Genomic DNA, 18,113 nt, shown 5'->3' with positions numbered 1-18,113 from the left:
GCGTTAGTTGAAAGAAGAATAAACTCCCTCTAAACATCTGATTAAGGATGTTTAGAGGGAGTTTTTATGATCGGTAACGTGATCGTAACAGAAGTGCCAACACCAAGGACAGAATCAATGTGCAATCCATAGTCTTCACCATAAAGTAATTGGATTCGTTCGTGCACATTTTTGCTTCCAATACCTGAAAAGTAATCCCTATTTTTTGGTGACTGTTCTGTATCATAGCCATCACCTGTGTCTACGACTTCAAATGTCAAGGTATCTTCTCTGATCATGGCATATAAAGTGATGAAGCCACTTTTCTTTAGCTGAAATGCGTGTAAATAAGCATTTTCAATGATCGGTTGGATGATCATGTTAGGCATATACAAGGAATAAAGTTCTTCAGGAACCATGATTTTTGTTGAGATCGCCTCACCATAACGTAGAGTCAAAATCGCAATATAGCTTTTCACACTTTTTAATTCTTCTTCTACAGGGATGATCTCATTTTTATTACCGATCGTACTTCGTAAAAGATCGATAAAACTGTCGATGCCGGAAACAGCTTTTTCATTTTCTTGCTGCCAAACTAAAAATTTAAGACTAGTCAGCGTATTATAAATAAAATGAGGTTGGATCTGAGCTTGCATGGCTTGGATCTCTAATGCTCTTTTTTTCTGTTCATTTTGTAATGATTGTGTATGGTTATCACTGATCGTCGTCAATAGTTGGTTGATCGTAGTGGACAATGTTCGGATCTCATACGTACCTTGGACTGGAACAGAAGTAGCAACCGGTTCTTTGATCTGCTTCAACGAATCCACCAGTTGATAGATCGACTTGGTGTTGCGATTCAAATAAATATAGACGACGATTCCGCCTAAAAATAGGATCGCGATATTATAGAGAATGATTGGCAGGATCACGCCCATCTGATCAGCAATCGAATGGACATTGACCTCACTGACTAAGGCAGAGTTTTGCCGATAAAGTGGCAAACGTGTGATCCGTTGGTTCGCTTTTGTCAACGTTTCGTTTTCGTTCAGCTGATCAAAGGAATCAAACGTCGTCCCGATTCGATGCGCCAGATTAGAAGCAAAGATTTTTTTGTCATCTGTCACAAAATCGATCTGAGTGATTTGCGGATCGACGGACTGACTGAATATTTTTGCTAGTTCATCAGAGGTGATCGCAACGACCGCATAGCCATAAGTTTGATTCAATGTGGATCTAAGCTTTTTGATGAACAAGACACTCGGTGAATGTTTGTCACGTTTCGTTAGTCCAAACTGGGTAAAGACCATTTGTGTTGCCGTTGGATTCTCATTAACTTTCTGAATCAACTCTAACTGAAAAAAATCATCGGCAGTGAGATCACTCACCATGTCATTACTGATAAACATCCGACCATTTTCACCAAAAAGAAATATATCATCTTTGATGTTTGGAAAAATCGGTGCTAAGGAATCATTCATTTTTTGTACCGTTCGTAGTTGATTGATTTTTTCCAAAGTGGTTTGTTGGCCTTCTTTAAAATAACCTTCTACCGCAGAACTCTCAGCCAATAAGGTCAACGTATTCTCTATATTATCATTCAGTGTTTCAAAATCATGTTGGATCTTTTGTAAGGTCATGCGATTGGATTGATCGAATTGTTCAATATAAGCTTCCCTTGAACGGTGGTAAATGAACAAAGAAATAGTAGCGGCTTGCGCAAACAAGGCAATAAAAAGAATAAGCAAAAGCTTGGTCAACAGCTCATGTTCTCTTAATTTTTTTATCATACCGTCAACATCCCTTTACGGTATTGCGAAGGAGTCAAGCCAGTTTCTTCTTTGAATACCCGCGAGAAATAACCAATCTCTGTAAAACCGGTTTGTTGACAAATATCACTCAATGAGAGATTGGACTCTTTCAATAACATTTTCGCTTGATTGATGCGGACTTTTTTCAAGTACTTGGTAAAGTTGATCCCATATTTTTCTGTAAAGATCGTCGATAAGTAACTATAAGAAAAATGATACTTTTCGGACAAGGTCTGTAGACTCAGATCTTGATGATAATGATCTTGCACATAGTCATAGATCAACGTCAAAACATCCGAATTGTCTTTTCTGAAGGTAGTAGTCACTTCACGCAATAGTTTTGTCGTATTATTGACGATCACTACCAATTCCTCCCAATTGTCTGATTGGGTGATCTGAGCTGGAATCGTGATTTTTAAAGTCATGATTTCTTTTCTTTTTTCATGTTCCTCGGCGATCGCATTGATCAAGGCATAGAGTCGATTGATGATCTCATGTTTTAAATAACTTGGCTGTAACCGTTGCTCGAGTACATTTTTCATATAGCTTTCCAATTCTTCGATCGCAGATAAAAAATCTTTATTCATGATCTTTGTCAAATAGCTTTTTGTTTGTTGTTCATAAGAGGATAGAAGCGGTAATAATTGTTCTTCAGAGATCAAAGATTGCTCATTGAGATAAAAGCATTGCCCGTTGCTTTTTTGTTTCAACGAAAGAAAAGCAGGATAAATATTTTCGAAGGTAAGTTCTCCAGATAACACATAAAGACAAGCGTCCGTCTGATGATCTTCCTGAAAGCGGTTGACAAACTGTTCAAAGGCTTCCCTTGAATGAGCGTTGATCAGATAACCAACATCATTGGCGGTCGTAAAATAAGGGAAGACGGATACATCCTGATTCGTATATCGTGGTGCTTCAGCACTTAATTCCTGGCTACGACGATGTTTTTCTGCTGGTTTTTCTTCGCAATACACTAAGAAAAAAGCGTCGTGTTTGAATGGTTTACGTGTAATCCCCGTATCAAGGGAAGAACCTGCTAAATAATTGCTGATTGCTTGACTCGTTTTTTCAAGTTCTGACAAACGAGGTTTCTTTACTTCTGCGGATTGCTCTACAAGACTTTTCAGAGAAGCTAGAAATTCACTGGGATTCAATTTTGGTTTTAATAAATAATCCGAAACGCCCTCTTTAAATGAATCTTTGACCAATTGAAAGTCATCATAGCTGGATAGCACTAAGATTTTTGCTTCGGGCTGTTCTTCCTTGATCAAGCGAGAAAGTTCAATCCCATTTAAGTCTGGCATCATCAAATCAGTCACGATGATATCAAGTGGCTCTTTTTTGATAAATTCAAGTGCTTCTAACGGTTTTGAAAACGCACCTTTTAACTGAAAGCCGTGTGTTGGCCAATCGATCAGGGTACTTAGACCATGGAGAATGGTCTGTTCATCATCGATCAATACGATATTTTTCAATGTTTTACCCCCCTAACTCCATATTTGCGTAAATTAAAAATACTGGGAAACGTTTACAAATGCAAGTCTAAAATTCCAATCAAAAAGGAATCAGAGATCAAAATTGTACTTTTTTCTTATTTTAGGATATTTTTCTTAAGAACGATTATTAACAAAGAAAACGCTTGCAAGTCTGTTATGATAGGCGTGTAAGAAAAACAAACACTAAAAGGGTGGGGTAAAAAAATGAAACTAAAAAAATTATTCGCTAGTGCATTCGCCTTAACAGCAGCAGTCACACTTTTTGCCGGTTGCGGCAATTCTTCCAGTGATGCTTCCGGAAGTGAAGATAAAGTAACGGTCTGGGCATGGGATGAGGCATTCAACATCAAAGCCGTCAACGAAGCAAAAGAGTTTTATGAAAATGAGGATGTTGACGTGGAAGTAGTAACGATGTCCCAAGATGATATCGTGCAAAAATTGAACACAGCCTTAGCCAGTGGCAATACGGATGGCTTGCCGAATGTCGTGTTGATCGAAGATTATCGCATCCAAGGCTATTTGACTTCTTATCCAGATGCCTTTGCTGATTTGACAGATATTGTGGATGAAGACAATTTTGCTGCATATAAATTTGCTGTCAACAAAGTAGACGACAAAATTTATGGCGTGCCTTTCGACTCAGGTGTCACAGCTAACTTCTACCGAACAGATATCTTGGAAGAAGCAGGGTATTCAGAAGAAGATATGCAGAACTTGACATGGGATGATTATTTACAAGTCGCAAGAGATGTCAAAGAGAAAACAGGGAAAAAAATCTCCGAAGTCAATCCTTCTGATTTAGGACGTGTTCGGATGATCATGCAACAAGCTGGTGAATGGTATACATCAGAAGATGGTGAAACTGTAACGATCGAAAACAATGAGTCATTAAAATATGGCTTAGAGTTATTTGCGGCCTTGCTGAAAGAAGATCTAGTCGAACAAACATCTGACTGGAATGCAGGAGTTACAGCAGTCCAATCAGGCGCAGTTGCTTCGACACCTACGGGCGCATGGTACTCATCCACGATCCAAGGTGCAGAAGATCAATCCGGCAAATGGAAGATCGCACCGATCCCAGCATTGCCTGCTAACATGCAAAAAGCCCAAGCTTCCAACTTAGGTGGCGCAGGCTGGTATGTCATCAAAGGCGTTGCTGGTGAAGAAAACGCAAAAGATTTCTTGCAACAGACATTCGCAACGAATGAGGAATTGATGGGTAAACTAGCAGAAGAGATCGGTTTAGTATCGACGATGTTAAGCGCAAATGACCAAGAAGCATACCAACAACCGTCAGAGTTCTACAGTGATCAAAAAGTCTTCGACGACTTTTCAAAATGGACAGCAGAGATCCCAGAAGTCAACTATGGACATGAAACGTATGCGATCGAATCTGTCGTTGCTGAATCACTAAGCAGAATCATCAACGGAGAATCAGCAGATAAAGTGTTAGCAGATACGCAGAAACAAGTGGAAGCGCAGTTAGCAAATTAACAATATAAACTATAACGAAAATTCATTCGCTATATCTTCAAACAGCTCGTTCGTTGTTTAAAGATATAGTGTATTACTAATCGATGAAGCGGATAGTGAGTAGCAATAACTCTTGTCCTTTATGACTGAATAAATGGTGTACAACATAACCTTCAACACTGAGATAGAAAATTGCAAAATCCGAAAACTATTTTTCAATTTTCTATCTTACTGCTTAGGTCGATGCAGTTTTTCAAAATGTATGGGTGACTGAACCAGCTGCTGAAGAAAGCCTGCCAAAATTTCGGATGAGAGAGTGTCTACATTGTCTGAATTTTGTGAAACGTGATATTTCTTCTATGTATGTGCAATGAAAGTGGGGAATAAAATGAAACAAAAGGATCTATTTAGAAATGGCAATGCGTTTTTAGTACTTCCAGTGATCATGATTTCGATTATGGTTTTTGTCCCAATGGGATTGGCGTTGATCACTTCTTTTCAAAGTGGTCCTCCTGTAAATATGACCTTCAACGGTTTAGGAAATTATCAACGGATGTTGGGCGATTCGACTTTTCGTAAAGCATTTTTCAATACCTTTTTATACTTATTAGTACAGGTTCCTGTCATGTTGTTTTTGGCATTGTTCATTTCTAATCTGTTGAATGATAAAAAATTGAAGTTCAAAGGATTGTTTAGAACAGCAATTTTCTTACCATGTATCACATCAATGGTCAGTTATTCATTGATCATGAAAAGCTTATTTTCTCAATCAGGTCTAGTGAATAATCTGTTGGTTGGGATTGGCTTGATCGATAATCCGATTGGTTGGTTGACACACCCATTTTGGGCAAAAGTGCTGATCATCATTTCAATCACATGGCGTTGGACAGGCTATAATATGATTTTCTTTTTATCTGGTATGCAAAATATCGACCCAGAGATTTATGAAGCCGCAGACATTGATGGTGCCTCAAGATGGCAACAGTTCATAAAAATCACGATCCCGAACTTAAAACCGATCATTTTGTTTACATCGATCACTTCAACGATCGGTACTTTACAATTATTTGATGAGGTTCAAAATATCACAGGCGGTGGCCCGGCAAATGCAACAACGACATTATCTCAATATATCTATAATTTGAGTTACAAGTTTACGCCGAATTTCGGTTATGCCGCAGCGGTTTCTTTCGTCATCGTCGTATTTATCGTCTTATTATCCATTATTCAAACGAAAGTAGGGAGTGAGAAACAATGAGAGAATTGACAAGTACGCAACCACGTTCGGTCGAAAAAAAGCAAGTAAGTATCTCACGCTTATTATTAAGTATTTTTAAGTATACATCCTTGATCATTGTGTCATTTATTTCAATTTTCCCCTTTGTCTGGATGATTTTAGGCATGACGAATACAGCGGTCGACATCAGTTCAGGAAAACTGATGATTGGTGAAAATCTAGTCATCAACTTTCAAAATCTCTTTTCAAATGATTTGAATTTTTCTCGTTCATTACTGAATTCTGCCTTGATTGCTGTCGTGACAACTGTTTTCGCCTTATTGATCTCTTCCATGGCGGGCTATGGCTTTGAGATCTATAAGAGTAAAAGAAAAGAGTATGTGTTCAATATTTTACTACTTTCGATGATGGTTCCTTTTGCAGCATTGATGATTCCACTCTATCGGATGTTTTCACAATTGAATGGAACGATACTAGGAATCAATAGCTTTTTAGTTGTCATCTTACCTTCAGTGAGCACCGCTTTTTTGATTTTCTTTTTCAGACAAAATGCAAAATCATTTCCTAAAGATCTAGTGGAGGCGGCACGATTAGATGGACTCAAGGAATTAAGTATCTTCTTTCGGGTTTATTTACCAACAGCCAAAAATACGTATGCCGCAGCAGCGATCATCACATTTATGAGCAGTTGGAACAATTACCTTTGGCCATTGGTCGCTTTGCAATCTCCAGACAGAAGAACAGTTCCTTTAGTATTGTCTGCCATGGGCGCTTCTTATACACCAGATTACGGGATGATCATGAGTGGTCTTGTGATTGCGACCTTACCAACCGCCCTTGTCTTTTTCATTTTGCAAAAACAATTTGTCCAAGGGATGATCGGCTCAGTAAAATAGGGCTGAAATATCTTTTTCATAAAAGATCATCTGAATCCTATAAAATTTCCTATCAATAAATAATAGTAGCAATCACAAAATTTTAAACATGTTTATAACTTTTGTTATTTAAAAACATCTTCAATATAAGTGATAAAAACCAGAAATAGTTCATATGTTTTTGGTTTTTATCGCTTTTTATTGCATTTAAGCCTTTTCTGAAATGAAATAAGCCTCGTTCATTGTATGGTTCACATTATTTTAGTTAGTTGATCGATGTTTTTTATTATTCTTTTTAGAAATCTTTACATAAATTTGATATCGCTTCCTTTTTTTCTCGTAAACTTACTTTTAATCAGGTAAACTAGAAGTAAAGGAGGAGGATACATGAAGAAAAATTTTAAAGAAGTAATCATTGCGATCATGCCTATGACAATATTGATCGTTATCCTGACCTTTGTGTTTGCACCTTTAGATGCTGAAACCATGGGAAGATTTGTTCTTGGAGCAATCATGATGATGGTTGGCATGAGTCTCTTTTTATTTGGTGCTGATTATTCGATGATGGAAGTCGGTGACTTGGTCGGCAAGTATATGATCAAAAAGAAAAGTCTACCGATAATCATTAGTCTGGGGTTTCTGATTGGGATCGTGATCACCATCGCCGAACCGTCTGTGCAAGTATTAGGTCAGCAAGTCTTCGATATTTCTGATGGAGAGATCGGTCGTGTTTTATTGATCGGCATCGTTAGTGTGGGAACTGGGGTATTCCTAGCCTTTGCGCTTTTACGTGTCATATTCAAGCTTTCTTACTATAAATTGATGGTGATCGGTTACTTAGCCGTACTTATCGCTTCCTTTTTCACGAGTAATGAATTTATGCCGATCGCTTTTGATGCAGGTGGAGTTACGACAGGACCTGTGACAGTTCCTTTTATTTTAGCATTAGCTGGTGGAATGACGAGTATGATCCGCCAAGGAAAAAATGAAAACGATAGCTTCGGGATGGTCGGTATTACGTCACTCGGTCCGATTTTAGCTGTCATGATCCTGGGGGTGATCTTCCAGTGAGCTTTTTGATTACTTTTTTTGATGGTATCGGTCAAGTCGGATATGAGGTCATTCTCGCTGTGGCACCGATCGTCCTGCTCTTTGTGCTGATGAATTTTCTTTCGTTCAAAATGAGAAAGAAACGCTTTTTAGATATCATGAAAGGTTTTTTGATCACAACGATAGGATTGATTTTATTTTTACATGGGGTAAATGTTGCATATGTTCCTGTAGGGCAGCATCTTGGCGGAGCAATTGCTGCGTTAACGAATAATCAGATCCTCATTCCTTTAGGTTTTGTGATGGGCTTTTTAGTTGGCTTTGCAGAGCCGGCGATCCATGTCATGGTAAAGCAAGTGGAGGAATTGAGTGAAGGTAGGATTCATGCAAAAGTGATGTTAGCAGTGATCTCAATAGGGATCGGTCTGGCAGTTGGCTTATCTATGTGGCGCCTATTAGCTGGTTTTTCTCTCTACTATTTCTTGGTTCCTGGTTATGGCTTAGCTTTTGTCTTAGGCGCAAAAGTGGATAAAATTTTCCTCTCCATGGCTTTTGATAACGGAGGAGTCGCCACAGGGCCGATGTGTTCGACCTTCATTTTGTCCATGAGTGTGGCGATCGCGACACAAATCGACGGGCGAGATCCAATCATTGATGGCTTCGGCGTTGTCGCAATGATTGCTTTGACTCCGATATTATCAACCTTAGTTTTAGGCTTCATCTATAAGCAAAAAGATAAAAAAGATCAAAAAAACAAAGAAAAATTACAGAAATTGGAGGAACAACAATGAACGATTTGGTCGCGCTGAATCTTGAAATGATCGTTACGATCGTTGACGGCGGTATTGGAGAAGATGTAATTGATTATTCAAAAAAAGCTGGCGCATCAGGTGGAACGATCTTACATGGACGAGGCTCAGGTGTCCATGACACAGGTAAATTTTTAGGATTGGATATCTCACCAGAAAAGGATGTTGTGTTGACATTAGTGCCAGATAGCTTGACGAACGAAGTGATGGATGCCATCGGAAAAGGAATCAAGATCGATATTCCAGGAAATGGTATTTGCTTTAGCATCGATATTGATAAAGTGATCGGTATCACGAAAATCCACCAGTATCGTGAAGTCATTGAAATGAAAGAATTATTAGAAGATAATTGAGCTTAAAGCTTGATGAGAGACGAACTTTTTCGTGAAAGACGAAGAGAAAGTGCCGTTTGTTCTCGTTAAGCTTTTATTTTACTCATTCGTAATACCAATCAAGATTAACCAAAAAATAAGATTTTATGAAATCTCCTGCATATTCCCACACAAACCGTTGAAAATATGCTATTTTGTAGTAGAAAAAGGGGGAGAAGAATGAATTTTTTAGTTGTTTTAAAAGATGCGAGCCTCAAGCGTTCGACATTCATCTATACACAAATCGATGAACAAAAAACAGTATTGCATTTTTCGCCGGAGTTCCATTTAGAAGGGTTGACGATCGGGGAAATCTACGAAAAAGGTGGTATAGAAGCTGCGAAGCAATTTTTTGCTCAAGAACTCCAACTCCCACTGAATGACTATCTTGAAGTATCATTAGCTGAGTGGGATAAAGCAGTCGCAGAACTTTTTCCTCAAGGAATCAATGTAGAGACAGATAAAGCGGAAGTACATTTAACCGTAAAAGATCTGCAAAGTCAGATGCGTTATCGAATCGATGAAGAGGGATCTCTTTCGATTTTTCAGCGGCAACAAAAGATTTTAAAAAGTTTTTTAAAACAAATCAGCCGAAAACGGAATTTGTTTAAAACAACTCAGTTATTAAAAAAATATCCAGAGTTATTACAAACATCGATCCAGTTTCCACAATTACTTTCATTGATCCGTCGCTTTGTTCGCTTGAAGGAGATCCAATCCAAAAAGCTCACATTGCCTTTACAAGATACCTTTCGGGTAGTAAAACGCGAAGATGAAAAAAAATTGATCGTGATCGATTTTATGCGCAATCGTCAAGTGTTGCAACAAATGGCGATGGAAAAGGCCAACTGAGGCTTTTTCTTTTTGAAAAAAAGAATGGAGAAATACAATGGGACCTATCTGGTTACAGCGAGTGATGAAAGCTCAACAAAAATACCAACAAGTGATGAAAGGAAGGTACGCATGTCTTGACCAATTGAATCGTTTCTTTTTGATTCTAGGATTACTTTTCTTTGTGGTTAGATATTGGCTGCCTTTTAATTTAGGCTATCTACTTTTTCTTGTTTTTGTTTTCCTAGTCATTGGACGATTTAGCTCAAAGAAAATCTATGTCCGTACGAACGAAAATCAAGCATATTTAAAAAAGACAGTCACTTTCAAGAATTGGTTGTCAAAAATGAGAAATAAAATGACACGTCAGTCCAAGCAACCAACTTCTACTACCTATACGATCTTTTCATGCCCAACTTGTCAACTCAAACAACGGGCGCCAAAAGGGAAAGGTGAGATTCGAGTGACTTGTAAGAAATGCGCTACGCAATTCACAACAAAAGTATAAGAAGTTTAACGGACCGATAACTAGTTAGATAAGAGGAGTAAAAGAATGATCGAGAATTACATTTGGGATTTTGATGGCACACTATTTGATACGTATCCAGCAATGGTCGAGGGTGCGTTCCACGCATTAAATGATTTTGGTATCAAACGACCAAAAAATGAGATTTATCGTGTGATGAAGCAAGAATCAATGAGAAAACTGCGGGAAAGCTATCAGTTAGAAGAAGCGACTTTTAATCGATTATTTCACGAGTATGAACGGCAATATCAAGGCATGTCAGCACCATTCAAAGAGACGGAGATGGTTTTACGTCACTTGAAAGAAAATGGCGCAAAACATTATATTTTGACGCATCGTGTCACGGCTTCTACTTGGGAACTTTTAAAAAAATTTGATTTAGCTGATTTGGTTGAAGTGGTGATTGGCATCGATCAAGGGTTTGCAAGAAAACCAGCACCTGATGCTATCCTTCATCTGATCGACACATACAAGATGAAGCCAGAGAAAACGATGATGGTAGGGGATCGCAAACTAGACATCGAGGCAGGGATCAATGCGAACGTCTCCACTTGTTTATATGATATCGATCATTTTTTAGGAGAGATACCTGCAGATCACACCGTTGCCAATCTAGCGGATATTTTAATGATCGAAAAGAATACAGAATAAGTATCCCCTTTCAACTTTAGTTATGCTATAATTTAATCAGAGGAGTGATAAAATGGAAATTAGAAGACAAAAAGAAGTAGTAGAAGCCTTTCATTATGATTTTTTAAAGCCTGATCAAGAGGTACAAACAGACTTAAAAGTAGGTTTCTCACCACTAAAAGAGACAATTGAAAACTATCCGAAAGAACATAGCATCGTGGGTGCACGTTTAGAATTTCGTTTAGTATTTGATACATATGTGTTATCTGGAAGCGTTAGCCAAATCAACCATATCTTGAATCGTAAGGTACAAGATCAAAACGATGTGACACAAGAAGAGGTTGATGAATTAGTTGCACCACTTTTTGAAATGGTCAAACGTCTTGCATACGAAGTAACAGAGATTGCTTTAGATGCACCAGGTGTGAAATTGAACTTCCAATCAGAAAAAGCAGAAACAGAAAAGGCAGAAAATTAAACAAAAAATACCAGTGATAGTTATTAGCTATCACTGGTGTTTTTTTCTATTACTAATTGTAAGCAAAAGTAAGGAAAAATTTCGGAAAATAGTCTAGAATGAATTAGTCACTGAAAAAAATATTTTCAGGAGAAGAGCTGAAGAGTTCTTCTCGGGAACCTTTACTTCCTTAGATGGACTTGTCATTACAAATTAAGAGGAGGATGAAAATGACAACACTCATCACAGTTTTAGTGGTTCTAGTTTTTGCGGCATTATTATATGTGTTTTATCGTATGCAAAAGCGCCATGCAAAATTTTCAACACGGGTTTACACAGCGCTAGCTGCCGGTATCGTATTCGGGGGCGCGTTGCAACTGATTTTCGGAGTAGAAAATGAGGTCATCACACAATCGATGGATTGGATCAGTATTGTTGGGAACGGCTACGTTAGTTTCTTACAAATGTTGATCATGCCTTTAGTCTTCGTTTCGATCGTTGCAGCTTTTACAAAAATGAAAGTATCTGAAAAACTGGGTAAAATCAGTGCAACTGTACTGACAACTCTATTAGCGACAACTGCTATTTCAGCATTGATCGGTATCGGCTTGACGATCGCCTTTGGTCTTCAAGGCGCAGAATTCACTCAAGGCGCAGCTGAAACTGCCCGTATCTCTGAATTGGCGGCACGACAAGAAACAGTGGAAGGGTTAAGTATCCCACAACAAATCTTGTCATTTATTCCTAGAAATATCTTTGCAGATCTTGCCGGAACTCGTGCAACAAGTACGATTGCGGTAGTTATCTTCGCTGCATTTGTTGGGGTTGCTTACTTAGGGATCAAAAGAAAAGCACCGAAAGAAGCAACATTCTTTGCTGATATGATCGATAGCTTGTACCGCATTGTCATGCGTATCGTGACGTTAGTCTTACGTTTGACACCTTATGGCGTGTTCGCATTGATGACTAACGTGATGGCAACAAGTGACTTTGATGCAATTCTTAACTTAGGGAAATTTGTATTAGCATCTTATCTGGCATTGTTTGCAGTCATGATCGTTCACTTCTTGATCTTGATGGGTGTGAAGGTCAGCCCAATCGACTATTTGAAAAAATCATTTCCAGTACTAAGTTTTGCGTTTACTTCCCGTTCAAGTGCAGGTGCTTTGCCATTGAACATTGAAACACAAACAAAAGCACTTGGTGTGGATGAAGCAACAGCAAACTTCGCTGCTAGCTTTGGTTTATCGATTGGTCAAAATGGATGTGCGGGTGTTTATCCAGCCATGTTAGCGACAATCGTCGCACCAGCAGCTGGAATGAATGTCTTCAGCTTAGAATTTATCTTGCTACTTGTAGCCATCGTGACAATCAGTTCATTTGGGGTAGCTGGTGTCGGTGGTGGAGCAACATTTGCCTCATTGATCGTTTTAGGTTCAATGAACTTACCAGTAGCGATCGTTGGTTTAGTTATCTCGGTTGAACCATTGATCGATATGGCTCGTACGGCAGTCAATGTAAGTGGTAGTATGGTAGCAGGTATTGTTACTAGCGCACGTATCCATGATCTTGATCGCGACGTTATCAAAGACGAAGCAAAAGTCGTTGACGTGAATGCTTAATCGTTAAAACGAAAAGTGAGAGCGAAATGCTCTCACTTTTTTTATATTACAAATATATTCCGAAAAGTGAATAGACGAAAAACCCACTATAAAAACCACAGATCAATAAAGTAACAAGATCTATCTAATTGAATTTTTATCCACTAGAAGATTATATATTGATATAATGTAATATGTAAGCGTTACATCCAGTCTATAAAATAGAGGAGGAAATTGATGACCACATTCGGCAGCAATTCTCAACAAGCCCAGCAGTCCACTTCTAAAATCAACAGTGCAACCACACCTTTACAACAATCAACATCGCTTCAAAATGACACACGTACCACGCTTATTGGCAATCAAGACATTCAAATTAGCCTCACATCCGCCAAAAACTCTGCCAGTCAAATCGCCTCAGCCATTTCAAGTGTAGCCAATCAGTTACAGACAATCGCCCAAGTTTTTTCTACACTAGACACTCAGTTAAGTCGAGATCTTTTCAAGGAGAGACGATTGAATTTAATAGTAAAACTAAATTAGAAGTTCACTTTTCAAAACATGGTTCAGAAATGCAACAAGTTTTAAATAAAAATCACTATTCAATAGTTGAGTATTTAAGAGAGGCAAATCATGTGATTAAAGAGGGACAATTTGTCCCTGAAATGAACGGATATTTCAAACTGGTTGGTGGAGAAGGAAGTGCAAAGTATGCATTTGTAGGATTAGACAGAATAATTGGGAACATAACAACCTTGCACTTAAAGTCTGTAAAAGAACTCGTTAAAAAAGCACCTAGTTTAGGTTTGGAATAATAGGAGATGTTACAAAATGATTAATATAAGAAAAGTAAACTGGATAGATGAAGACTCAGGAGAATCTGATATTTTACTTTCAGATGGCTTATATTCCATTGAATGTTTTTGTAGTGATTGTGATGTATCAGAAGGTGATATGTTCACAGATATAATTTATGGATTTAACATCAAACACATTGTTAAAAGTTTAAATGAAGTATATACAGTACATAAAAAAACTGATTACTATCATGTTCAGGGAGAGCTTATAGATTTGAAAAACAAAATTCTTCAAATAGGAGAATTTAAAATTGATTTGTCAGATGGGGATATTCCAAAGGATATAAAACAACATGAATATTTAGAAGCTGATATTGCAAGAATTGATATTTACTAAGAAATCTACTGAACCAATGAAGATATAAATTGTAAAAATTAAAAAACTTAATAAACATAGTGGATTTTATGATGAAAATCTTATAAATAGTACCCATATTCCGATTGAGACACCATAAAAATAGAAAGAGGTATCTTAATGGATTGGTTAAATACTCTAAAAAATCAACAGAAAAATAAGATTGACAAATTAGAGACGGTGGGCTATATAAGGGACATTTTAGAGTATGGTGATATTTCAAAGAATAATGCTAAGAAATTTATCGATATTCTGGCTGTCCAAGCTACGTTACAGGATGATGATGATATAAAGGAATTAATATTAGATGCAATATTAGAAGGGTCGAAAGATCCAGATCTTGAAAAGTCAATTGACTTAAATCCAATTATTCATCACTTAACTGACTTCAATGATGAATGTTTGAGTTATATCTTAACCTTGCTGGGAAATTCAGGGAATGTAAAATATAGACAAATTATTGAATCGTATAAAGGAAACTCGAGATTAAAAGAAGACGTTGAAGAAGCATTGTCAGAACTAGATTATCGAATAAAACATAATAAATAAAAATGATATATTATTGGCGAATTTGATGAAATATGTGGAAGTGAGGACTAATGTCAGTAGGATTATTTAAGTATGATGGAGATATCTATGAGGAAAACTCTGAAGTTATATTAAGTGAAAATATCTCCTCAGAACCATTTTATGAAAGGTATTGGGAAAAAGCTATAAAAGAATTAGGTATCAAATATATAAAAGATGGTGCGGAATTTGATCATACTAAATTAGGAGTTGTTATGGAAGAATTAGATTTACTGAAGAGCTGGGCGATAACAAATCTTCAAGGAGAAAATCAAGAATACATGATCGCTAGAATAGAACATTTAGAAAAAGTTATCCCTAGTTCTTTCATTTCAGAACAAGATATATTATATATTTTTTAAAATGAGACCGATGAGCTAACTGATTTTTTGCGCTCATTTACTGGTGAGTCATATAATTTATAACTACAGCAAATAATTTATACAAATGCTAGCATTCCAGTCTAACAAATCAGTGAATCACTTGATGAACGGTTATTGTTGTAAAAAACAACCCATAGAATCACTCATCATACTTAATAGGCTTGGTCTGTGAACCCACGAATGATTAGTTCTCCACCTAATTATGGATACAACTAATCAACGAATCCAAATGCAGAAAAAATTTGAGGTTATTAAGCTATGCATATGAATTATATTAAGTATCAATATTTATTAAGACGATTTGAAAAGCTTGAGAAATAGGGTGGAAAAAATTTTTGAGATGAAATTTAAAATAGTTAAAGATATTTATATAGAAAATTTTATCGGAGAATATGGCTATTTTAGTATCACAATTGATAATGAACACTATGGGATTATCCTTGAAGAAGAAGTAGAAGATTTTACTGTATCTCTATACGATTGGTTTGACAGTTTTTTAAGAGCTTTAGAGATTTTAAACACAGAGAGCTATGTTTTGATTAATGATATTGAATCTTTTAATACGTGGATAGAAATTTATAGGGAGAAAGAAATTCTATCTATTAGTAAAGTTTCAGGTGCTAAAGTGGGTCAAGGAGGATGGATTCGCACAGAGAAACTTTCAAATCCGGATTATCAATTCTGGAAAGATAAAAAAATGCTATTCTCTGACTTCAGAACAGAAGTATTAGAGAAATCAGAGTATTATTTATCAGAAATAATTAAACTAAATTCTTTGCAAAATAAAAACATTCGCAATTTTAAAAAATTAGTAGAGAAATTGAAATTATAAACCTTAGAAAAATAGTAAGCATGGTATTTCAAGTTAAAAAAATCATCACATGAATGAATCCTACTGATGGTTTTACATACATATTCAACACCTGATCCATAGTTTATGAGGAGAAATCATAAGATGATAAAAATATTTTAGATAGAAAACTAATCAAGGAATTTCGTAACATTTCTCGGTGTAAAAGTAATTTAGAATGTTATGAAAATACTACCAAGTGTATGTAAAGTTTATAATTCAACATGACTTTTATTTCACCGATTGAATTTTAAAAAAATGGGGACTAGACAGTTTAATAACCATTGATAGTAAGGAATATATTGTTTCATTTGCTGATCTATCTTTGGATAAGGAAAATACAAGGTTAAGTAGAGGTAAGTATGAAGACTAGTGAATGATTTTTTGTAAAGTCATAGGGTTTTAGATTACATTGGCACGTCGTAGTAAGTATAAATGACTTTACTTTTAGATAAAATAATTAATGTAGCAATACTGATTAAAGATAGTATTTTAAAAATACACTTCGCTGAGAGTTTGAAGGAGTAATTAGAGGATTCAAAGATACATGAGAACCAGTTATTGATATATCGACAAATAAAATTGTTCATTATAATTTTGTAAATAAATGGGGTGAAAAATGATAAAACTAAATCTAAAATCTGAGAATGAAAGAATTAACGGACAAGTAACGTATGATGAAAAGGATGGAAACTTAGATTTTAATCCTAGATCAAATGCAGATATTTTATTACTTATCAGTTATATAAATATAGGTTTTGACTCTGTTCAAAAGTCTGCTAATCAAGTTTGGGGATACACGCCGAAAGAAAGTTGGATTAAAAAAGATTTGCTTTTACCTTTACATATACAGAAAGGGAAAGTTGAACTAGAAGAGAATTTAGAATCAGGTTCATGGAGGCTAGATAAAAAAGAAGTGTGGCTTACCTATTATGATTTAAAACAAAACTGGTTATGCTTTGGAGACTTCATGCATGATAACAATGATAGATGTGTAGAGTTTCTTGAGAATGTGCTTGCCGTGGTCGATAATGATCAGTGTCTAAAATCGTTATGGATTAAACCATATTTTAAATAAAAGTCGAAGAACGGCAACAAACAAAAAATTCCCATTAGAAATACAATATAGCATCATAGAAGATTGAGCTAATCTAAACAAGTTATTAAATTTATTATCTAATAAGGAAGGATGGGGAGAAGAGGTTATTTTTTTATTTTTTGAAAATGATTTAGATGACTACGATATGGCACAATTGCCTAAGCCGCTAGATGATAAACATGTATTGATTGAGTTGGCTTCTCCAGCTGTAGAAGTAAATCAGATAGTGTATTTAGATTTTGACACTTTTTACAACTATTTGGATAAAAACGTAAGAAAAGAAACAAAAAAATCAGATGGTAGTGAGTTAATCGGATTATTGAAAAGAGTTAAAAAGAGTTTAGAAATATAATTTATAGGTTTACTTAGAGCCATTAAGACGAGAATCTCAGAAATATAGATAACTTATTTATGAATATGGATGGATAGATCAATGGCAAAAAAAATAAAAGGTATTTATCATATAAATGACGATTTTCCTATTGTAAGCAAGAAGTATGATATTTGGTTAAATAAATTATTGAATAAAACAGAAGATGATATAGATGAAAATGATGTTTACACAATGTTTTCTCAGCATGAGGTTGAGGAGTTAGCAATAAAAAAAGCGTTAGAATTTATTATAAACGATCCATTGGCTGGTGAATTATGGGACGGACACTTTTTAGAACAGTTAGCAAATGTGTCGATTGAGAAATTGAAAAAATATAAAAAAGAACTAAAAGAATTGCCTTCACACATAGATCAAAATATAGATAATCATCTGTGGGATTTTGCTTTTGAAAGAGACGAATTTATGGAGAAATATGAACAATTAAAAAAAAATAATTTCTAACTTGTAAACTTTAGAAAGAGT

At 36.1% G+C, this 18,113-nt stretch carries 22 protein-coding genes; 20 read left to right on the top strand and 2 right to left on the bottom strand.

Annotation, left to right across the window (positions count from 1 at the left end):
- Positions 1-41 precede the first annotated feature (41 nt).
- Complete coding sequence (locus IGL24_RS08205) at positions 42-1,769, bottom strand: cache domain-containing sensor histidine kinase (protein WP_207700189.1); 1,728 nt, start codon at positions 1,767-1,769, stop codon at positions 42-44.
- Positions 1,766-3,265 (bottom strand): response regulator transcription factor, encoded by a 1,500-nt coding sequence (locus IGL24_RS08200; RefSeq protein WP_207700190.1) that lies wholly within the window; start codon positions 3,263-3,265, stop codon positions 1,766-1,768. Before IGL24_RS08200 ends, IGL24_RS08205 begins: the two co-directional genes overlap by 4 nt.
- 225 nt (positions 3,266-3,490) lie before the next feature.
- Here IGL24_RS08200 and IGL24_RS08195 point away from each other — a divergent pair, with 225 nt between their 5' ends.
- The 20 genes from IGL24_RS08195 (at position 3,491) to IGL24_RS08100 (ending at position 18,092) form a co-directional block, all read left to right on the top strand.
- The gene (locus tag IGL24_RS08195; RefSeq protein WP_207115335.1) at positions 3,491-4,780 is read left to right on the top strand and encodes an ABC transporter substrate-binding protein; all 1,290 of its coding nucleotides are present in this window, start codon (positions 3,491-3,493) and stop codon (positions 4,778-4,780) included.
- Positions 4,781-5,147: 367 nt separating this feature from the next.
- The gene (locus IGL24_RS08190; protein ID WP_206856129.1) at positions 5,148-6,017 is read left to right on the top strand and encodes a carbohydrate ABC transporter permease; all 870 of its coding nucleotides are present in this window, start codon (positions 5,148-5,150) and stop codon (positions 6,015-6,017) included.
- Positions 6,014-6,892, top strand: coding sequence for a carbohydrate ABC transporter permease (locus tag IGL24_RS08185; RefSeq protein ID WP_206856131.1), 879 nt, complete (start codon positions 6,014-6,016; stop codon positions 6,890-6,892). Before IGL24_RS08190 ends, IGL24_RS08185 begins: the two co-directional genes overlap by 4 nt.
- Before the next feature lie 366 nt (positions 6,893-7,258).
- Positions 7,259-7,942 carry a DUF1538 domain-containing protein gene (locus IGL24_RS08180; RefSeq protein ID WP_207700191.1) on the top strand — a complete coding sequence of 228 codons (684 nt, stop codon included), beginning with the start codon at positions 7,259-7,261 and terminating at the stop codon, positions 7,940-7,942.
- On the top strand, positions 7,939-8,712 hold the full coding sequence (locus IGL24_RS08175) for a DUF1538 family protein (RefSeq protein ID WP_206856136.1): 774 nt from the start codon (positions 7,939-7,941) through the stop codon (positions 8,710-8,712). The genes IGL24_RS08180 and IGL24_RS08175 overlap by 4 nt, the downstream gene beginning before the upstream one ends.
- Positions 8,709-9,083, top strand: a complete 375-nt coding sequence (locus IGL24_RS08170) for a P-II family nitrogen regulator (protein WP_207115337.1) — start codon at positions 8,709-8,711, stop codon at positions 9,081-9,083. Before IGL24_RS08175 ends, IGL24_RS08170 begins: the two co-directional genes overlap by 4 nt.
- 198 nt (positions 9,084-9,281) lie before the next feature.
- A complete protein-coding gene (locus tag IGL24_RS08165; RefSeq protein WP_206856142.1) occupies positions 9,282-9,953 on the top strand; it encodes a hypothetical protein in 672 nt (223 codons plus the stop codon).
- Between the two features lie 37 nt (positions 9,954-9,990).
- Complete coding sequence (locus IGL24_RS08160) at positions 9,991-10,440, top strand: hypothetical protein (RefSeq protein ID WP_207700192.1); 450 nt, start codon at positions 9,991-9,993, stop codon at positions 10,438-10,440.
- Positions 10,441-10,488: 48 nt separating this feature from the next.
- Positions 10,489-11,109: an HAD-IA family hydrolase gene (locus tag IGL24_RS08155; protein WP_207700198.1), complete on the top strand. Its 621-nt coding sequence runs from the start codon at positions 10,489-10,491 to the stop codon at positions 11,107-11,109.
- 52 nt (positions 11,110-11,161) lie between these two features.
- Complete coding sequence (locus tag IGL24_RS08150; RefSeq protein WP_206856149.1) at positions 11,162-11,566, top strand: DUF1149 family protein; 405 nt, start codon at positions 11,162-11,164, stop codon at positions 11,564-11,566.
- A gap of 209 nt (positions 11,567-11,775) precedes the next feature.
- The gene (locus IGL24_RS08145; protein WP_206856151.1) at positions 11,776-13,167 is read left to right on the top strand and encodes an L-cystine transporter; all 1,392 of its coding nucleotides are present in this window, start codon (positions 11,776-11,778) and stop codon (positions 13,165-13,167) included.
- A gap of 216 nt (positions 13,168-13,383) precedes the next feature.
- Complete coding sequence (locus IGL24_RS08140) at positions 13,384-13,689, top strand: TIGR04197 family type VII secretion effector (RefSeq protein WP_207700193.1); 306 nt, start codon at positions 13,384-13,386, stop codon at positions 13,687-13,689.
- A gap of 29 nt (positions 13,690-13,718) precedes the next feature.
- The gene (locus IGL24_RS08135) at positions 13,719-13,961 is read left to right on the top strand and encodes a hypothetical protein (protein ID WP_429968428.1); all 243 of its coding nucleotides are present in this window, start codon (positions 13,719-13,721) and stop codon (positions 13,959-13,961) included.
- A 16-nt stretch (positions 13,962-13,977) separates the two neighbouring features.
- Complete coding sequence (locus IGL24_RS08130) at positions 13,978-14,340, top strand: hypothetical protein (RefSeq protein ID WP_207700194.1); 363 nt, start codon at positions 13,978-13,980, stop codon at positions 14,338-14,340.
- Positions 14,341-14,478: 138 nt separating this feature from the next.
- The gene (locus IGL24_RS08125) at positions 14,479-14,907 is read left to right on the top strand and encodes a hypothetical protein (protein ID WP_207700195.1); all 429 of its coding nucleotides are present in this window, start codon (positions 14,479-14,481) and stop codon (positions 14,905-14,907) included.
- A 50-nt stretch (positions 14,908-14,957) separates the two neighbouring features.
- Positions 14,958-15,287, top strand: coding sequence for a hypothetical protein (locus IGL24_RS08120; RefSeq protein ID WP_207700196.1), 330 nt, complete (start codon positions 14,958-14,960; stop codon positions 15,285-15,287).
- 343 nt (positions 15,288-15,630) lie between these two features.
- Positions 15,631-16,140, top strand: coding sequence for a hypothetical protein (locus IGL24_RS08115; protein WP_429966315.1), 510 nt, complete (start codon positions 15,631-15,633; stop codon positions 16,138-16,140).
- A 637-nt stretch (positions 16,141-16,777) separates the two neighbouring features.
- Entirely contained in the window at positions 16,778-17,236 is a 459-nt protein-coding gene (locus tag IGL24_RS08110) for a hypothetical protein (protein ID WP_429966314.1), read from the top strand.
- A 166-nt stretch (positions 17,237-17,402) separates the two neighbouring features.
- Positions 17,403-17,609, top strand: coding sequence for a hypothetical protein (locus IGL24_RS08105; protein ID WP_429966313.1), 207 nt, complete (start codon positions 17,403-17,405; stop codon positions 17,607-17,609).
- Between the two features lie 69 nt (positions 17,610-17,678).
- Entirely contained in the window at positions 17,679-18,092 is a 414-nt protein-coding gene (locus IGL24_RS08100) for a contact-dependent growth inhibition system immunity protein (RefSeq protein WP_429968427.1), read from the top strand.
- Positions 18,093-18,113 lie beyond the last annotated feature (21 nt).

This window comes from Enterococcus sp. DIV2371 (genome assembly GCF_050498525.1).
GTDB lineage: Bacteria > Bacillota > Bacilli > Lactobacillales > Enterococcaceae > Enterococcus_B > Enterococcus_B mangumiae.
This window is presented reverse-complemented; position numbering and strand designations above follow the sequence as displayed.

Excerpts from the sequence above, each read along its gene's own strand:
- IGL24_RS08195 (WP_207115335.1), top strand. The coding sequence starts at position 3,491 with ATGAAACTAAAAAAATTATTCGCTAGTGCATTCGCCTTAACAGCAGCA.
- IGL24_RS08135 (WP_429968428.1), top strand. The coding sequence starts at position 13,719 with ATGCAACAAGTTTTAAATAAAAATCACTATTCAATAGTTGAGTATTTA.
- IGL24_RS08140 (WP_207700193.1), top strand. The coding sequence starts at position 13,384 with ATGACCACATTCGGCAGCAATTCTCAACAAGCCCAGCAGTCCACTTCT.
- IGL24_RS08170 (WP_207115337.1), top strand. The coding sequence starts at position 8,709 with ATGAACGATTTGGTCGCGCTGAATCTTGAAATGATCGTTACGATCGTT.
- IGL24_RS08190 (WP_206856129.1), top strand. The coding sequence starts at position 5,148 with ATGAAACAAAAGGATCTATTTAGAAATGGCAATGCGTTTTTAGTACTT.
- IGL24_RS08205 (WP_207700189.1), bottom strand. The coding sequence starts at position 1,769 with ATGATAAAAAAATTAAGAGAACATGAGCTGTTGACCAAGCTTTTGCTT.
- IGL24_RS08105 (WP_429966313.1), top strand. The coding sequence starts at position 17,403 with ATGGCACAATTGCCTAAGCCGCTAGATGATAAACATGTATTGATTGAG.
- IGL24_RS08165 (WP_206856142.1), top strand. The coding sequence starts at position 9,282 with ATGAATTTTTTAGTTGTTTTAAAAGATGCGAGCCTCAAGCGTTCGACA.
- IGL24_RS08110 (WP_429966314.1), top strand. The coding sequence starts at position 16,778 with ATGATAAAACTAAATCTAAAATCTGAGAATGAAAGAATTAACGGACAA.
- IGL24_RS08120 (WP_207700196.1), top strand. The coding sequence starts at position 14,958 with ATGTCAGTAGGATTATTTAAGTATGATGGAGATATCTATGAGGAAAAC.
- IGL24_RS08130 (WP_207700194.1), top strand. The coding sequence starts at position 13,978 with ATGATTAATATAAGAAAAGTAAACTGGATAGATGAAGACTCAGGAGAA.
- IGL24_RS08185 (WP_206856131.1), top strand. The coding sequence starts at position 6,014 with ATGAGAGAATTGACAAGTACGCAACCACGTTCGGTCGAAAAAAAGCAA.
- IGL24_RS08125 (WP_207700195.1), top strand. The coding sequence starts at position 14,479 with ATGGATTGGTTAAATACTCTAAAAAATCAACAGAAAAATAAGATTGAC.
- IGL24_RS08160 (WP_207700192.1), top strand. The coding sequence starts at position 9,991 with ATGGGACCTATCTGGTTACAGCGAGTGATGAAAGCTCAACAAAAATAC.
- IGL24_RS08145 (WP_206856151.1), top strand. The coding sequence starts at position 11,776 with ATGACAACACTCATCACAGTTTTAGTGGTTCTAGTTTTTGCGGCATTA.
- IGL24_RS08180 (WP_207700191.1), top strand. The coding sequence starts at position 7,259 with ATGAAGAAAAATTTTAAAGAAGTAATCATTGCGATCATGCCTATGACA.
- IGL24_RS08100 (WP_429968427.1), top strand. The coding sequence starts at position 17,679 with ATGGATAGATCAATGGCAAAAAAAATAAAAGGTATTTATCATATAAAT.
- IGL24_RS08150 (WP_206856149.1), top strand. The coding sequence starts at position 11,162 with ATGGAAATTAGAAGACAAAAAGAAGTAGTAGAAGCCTTTCATTATGAT.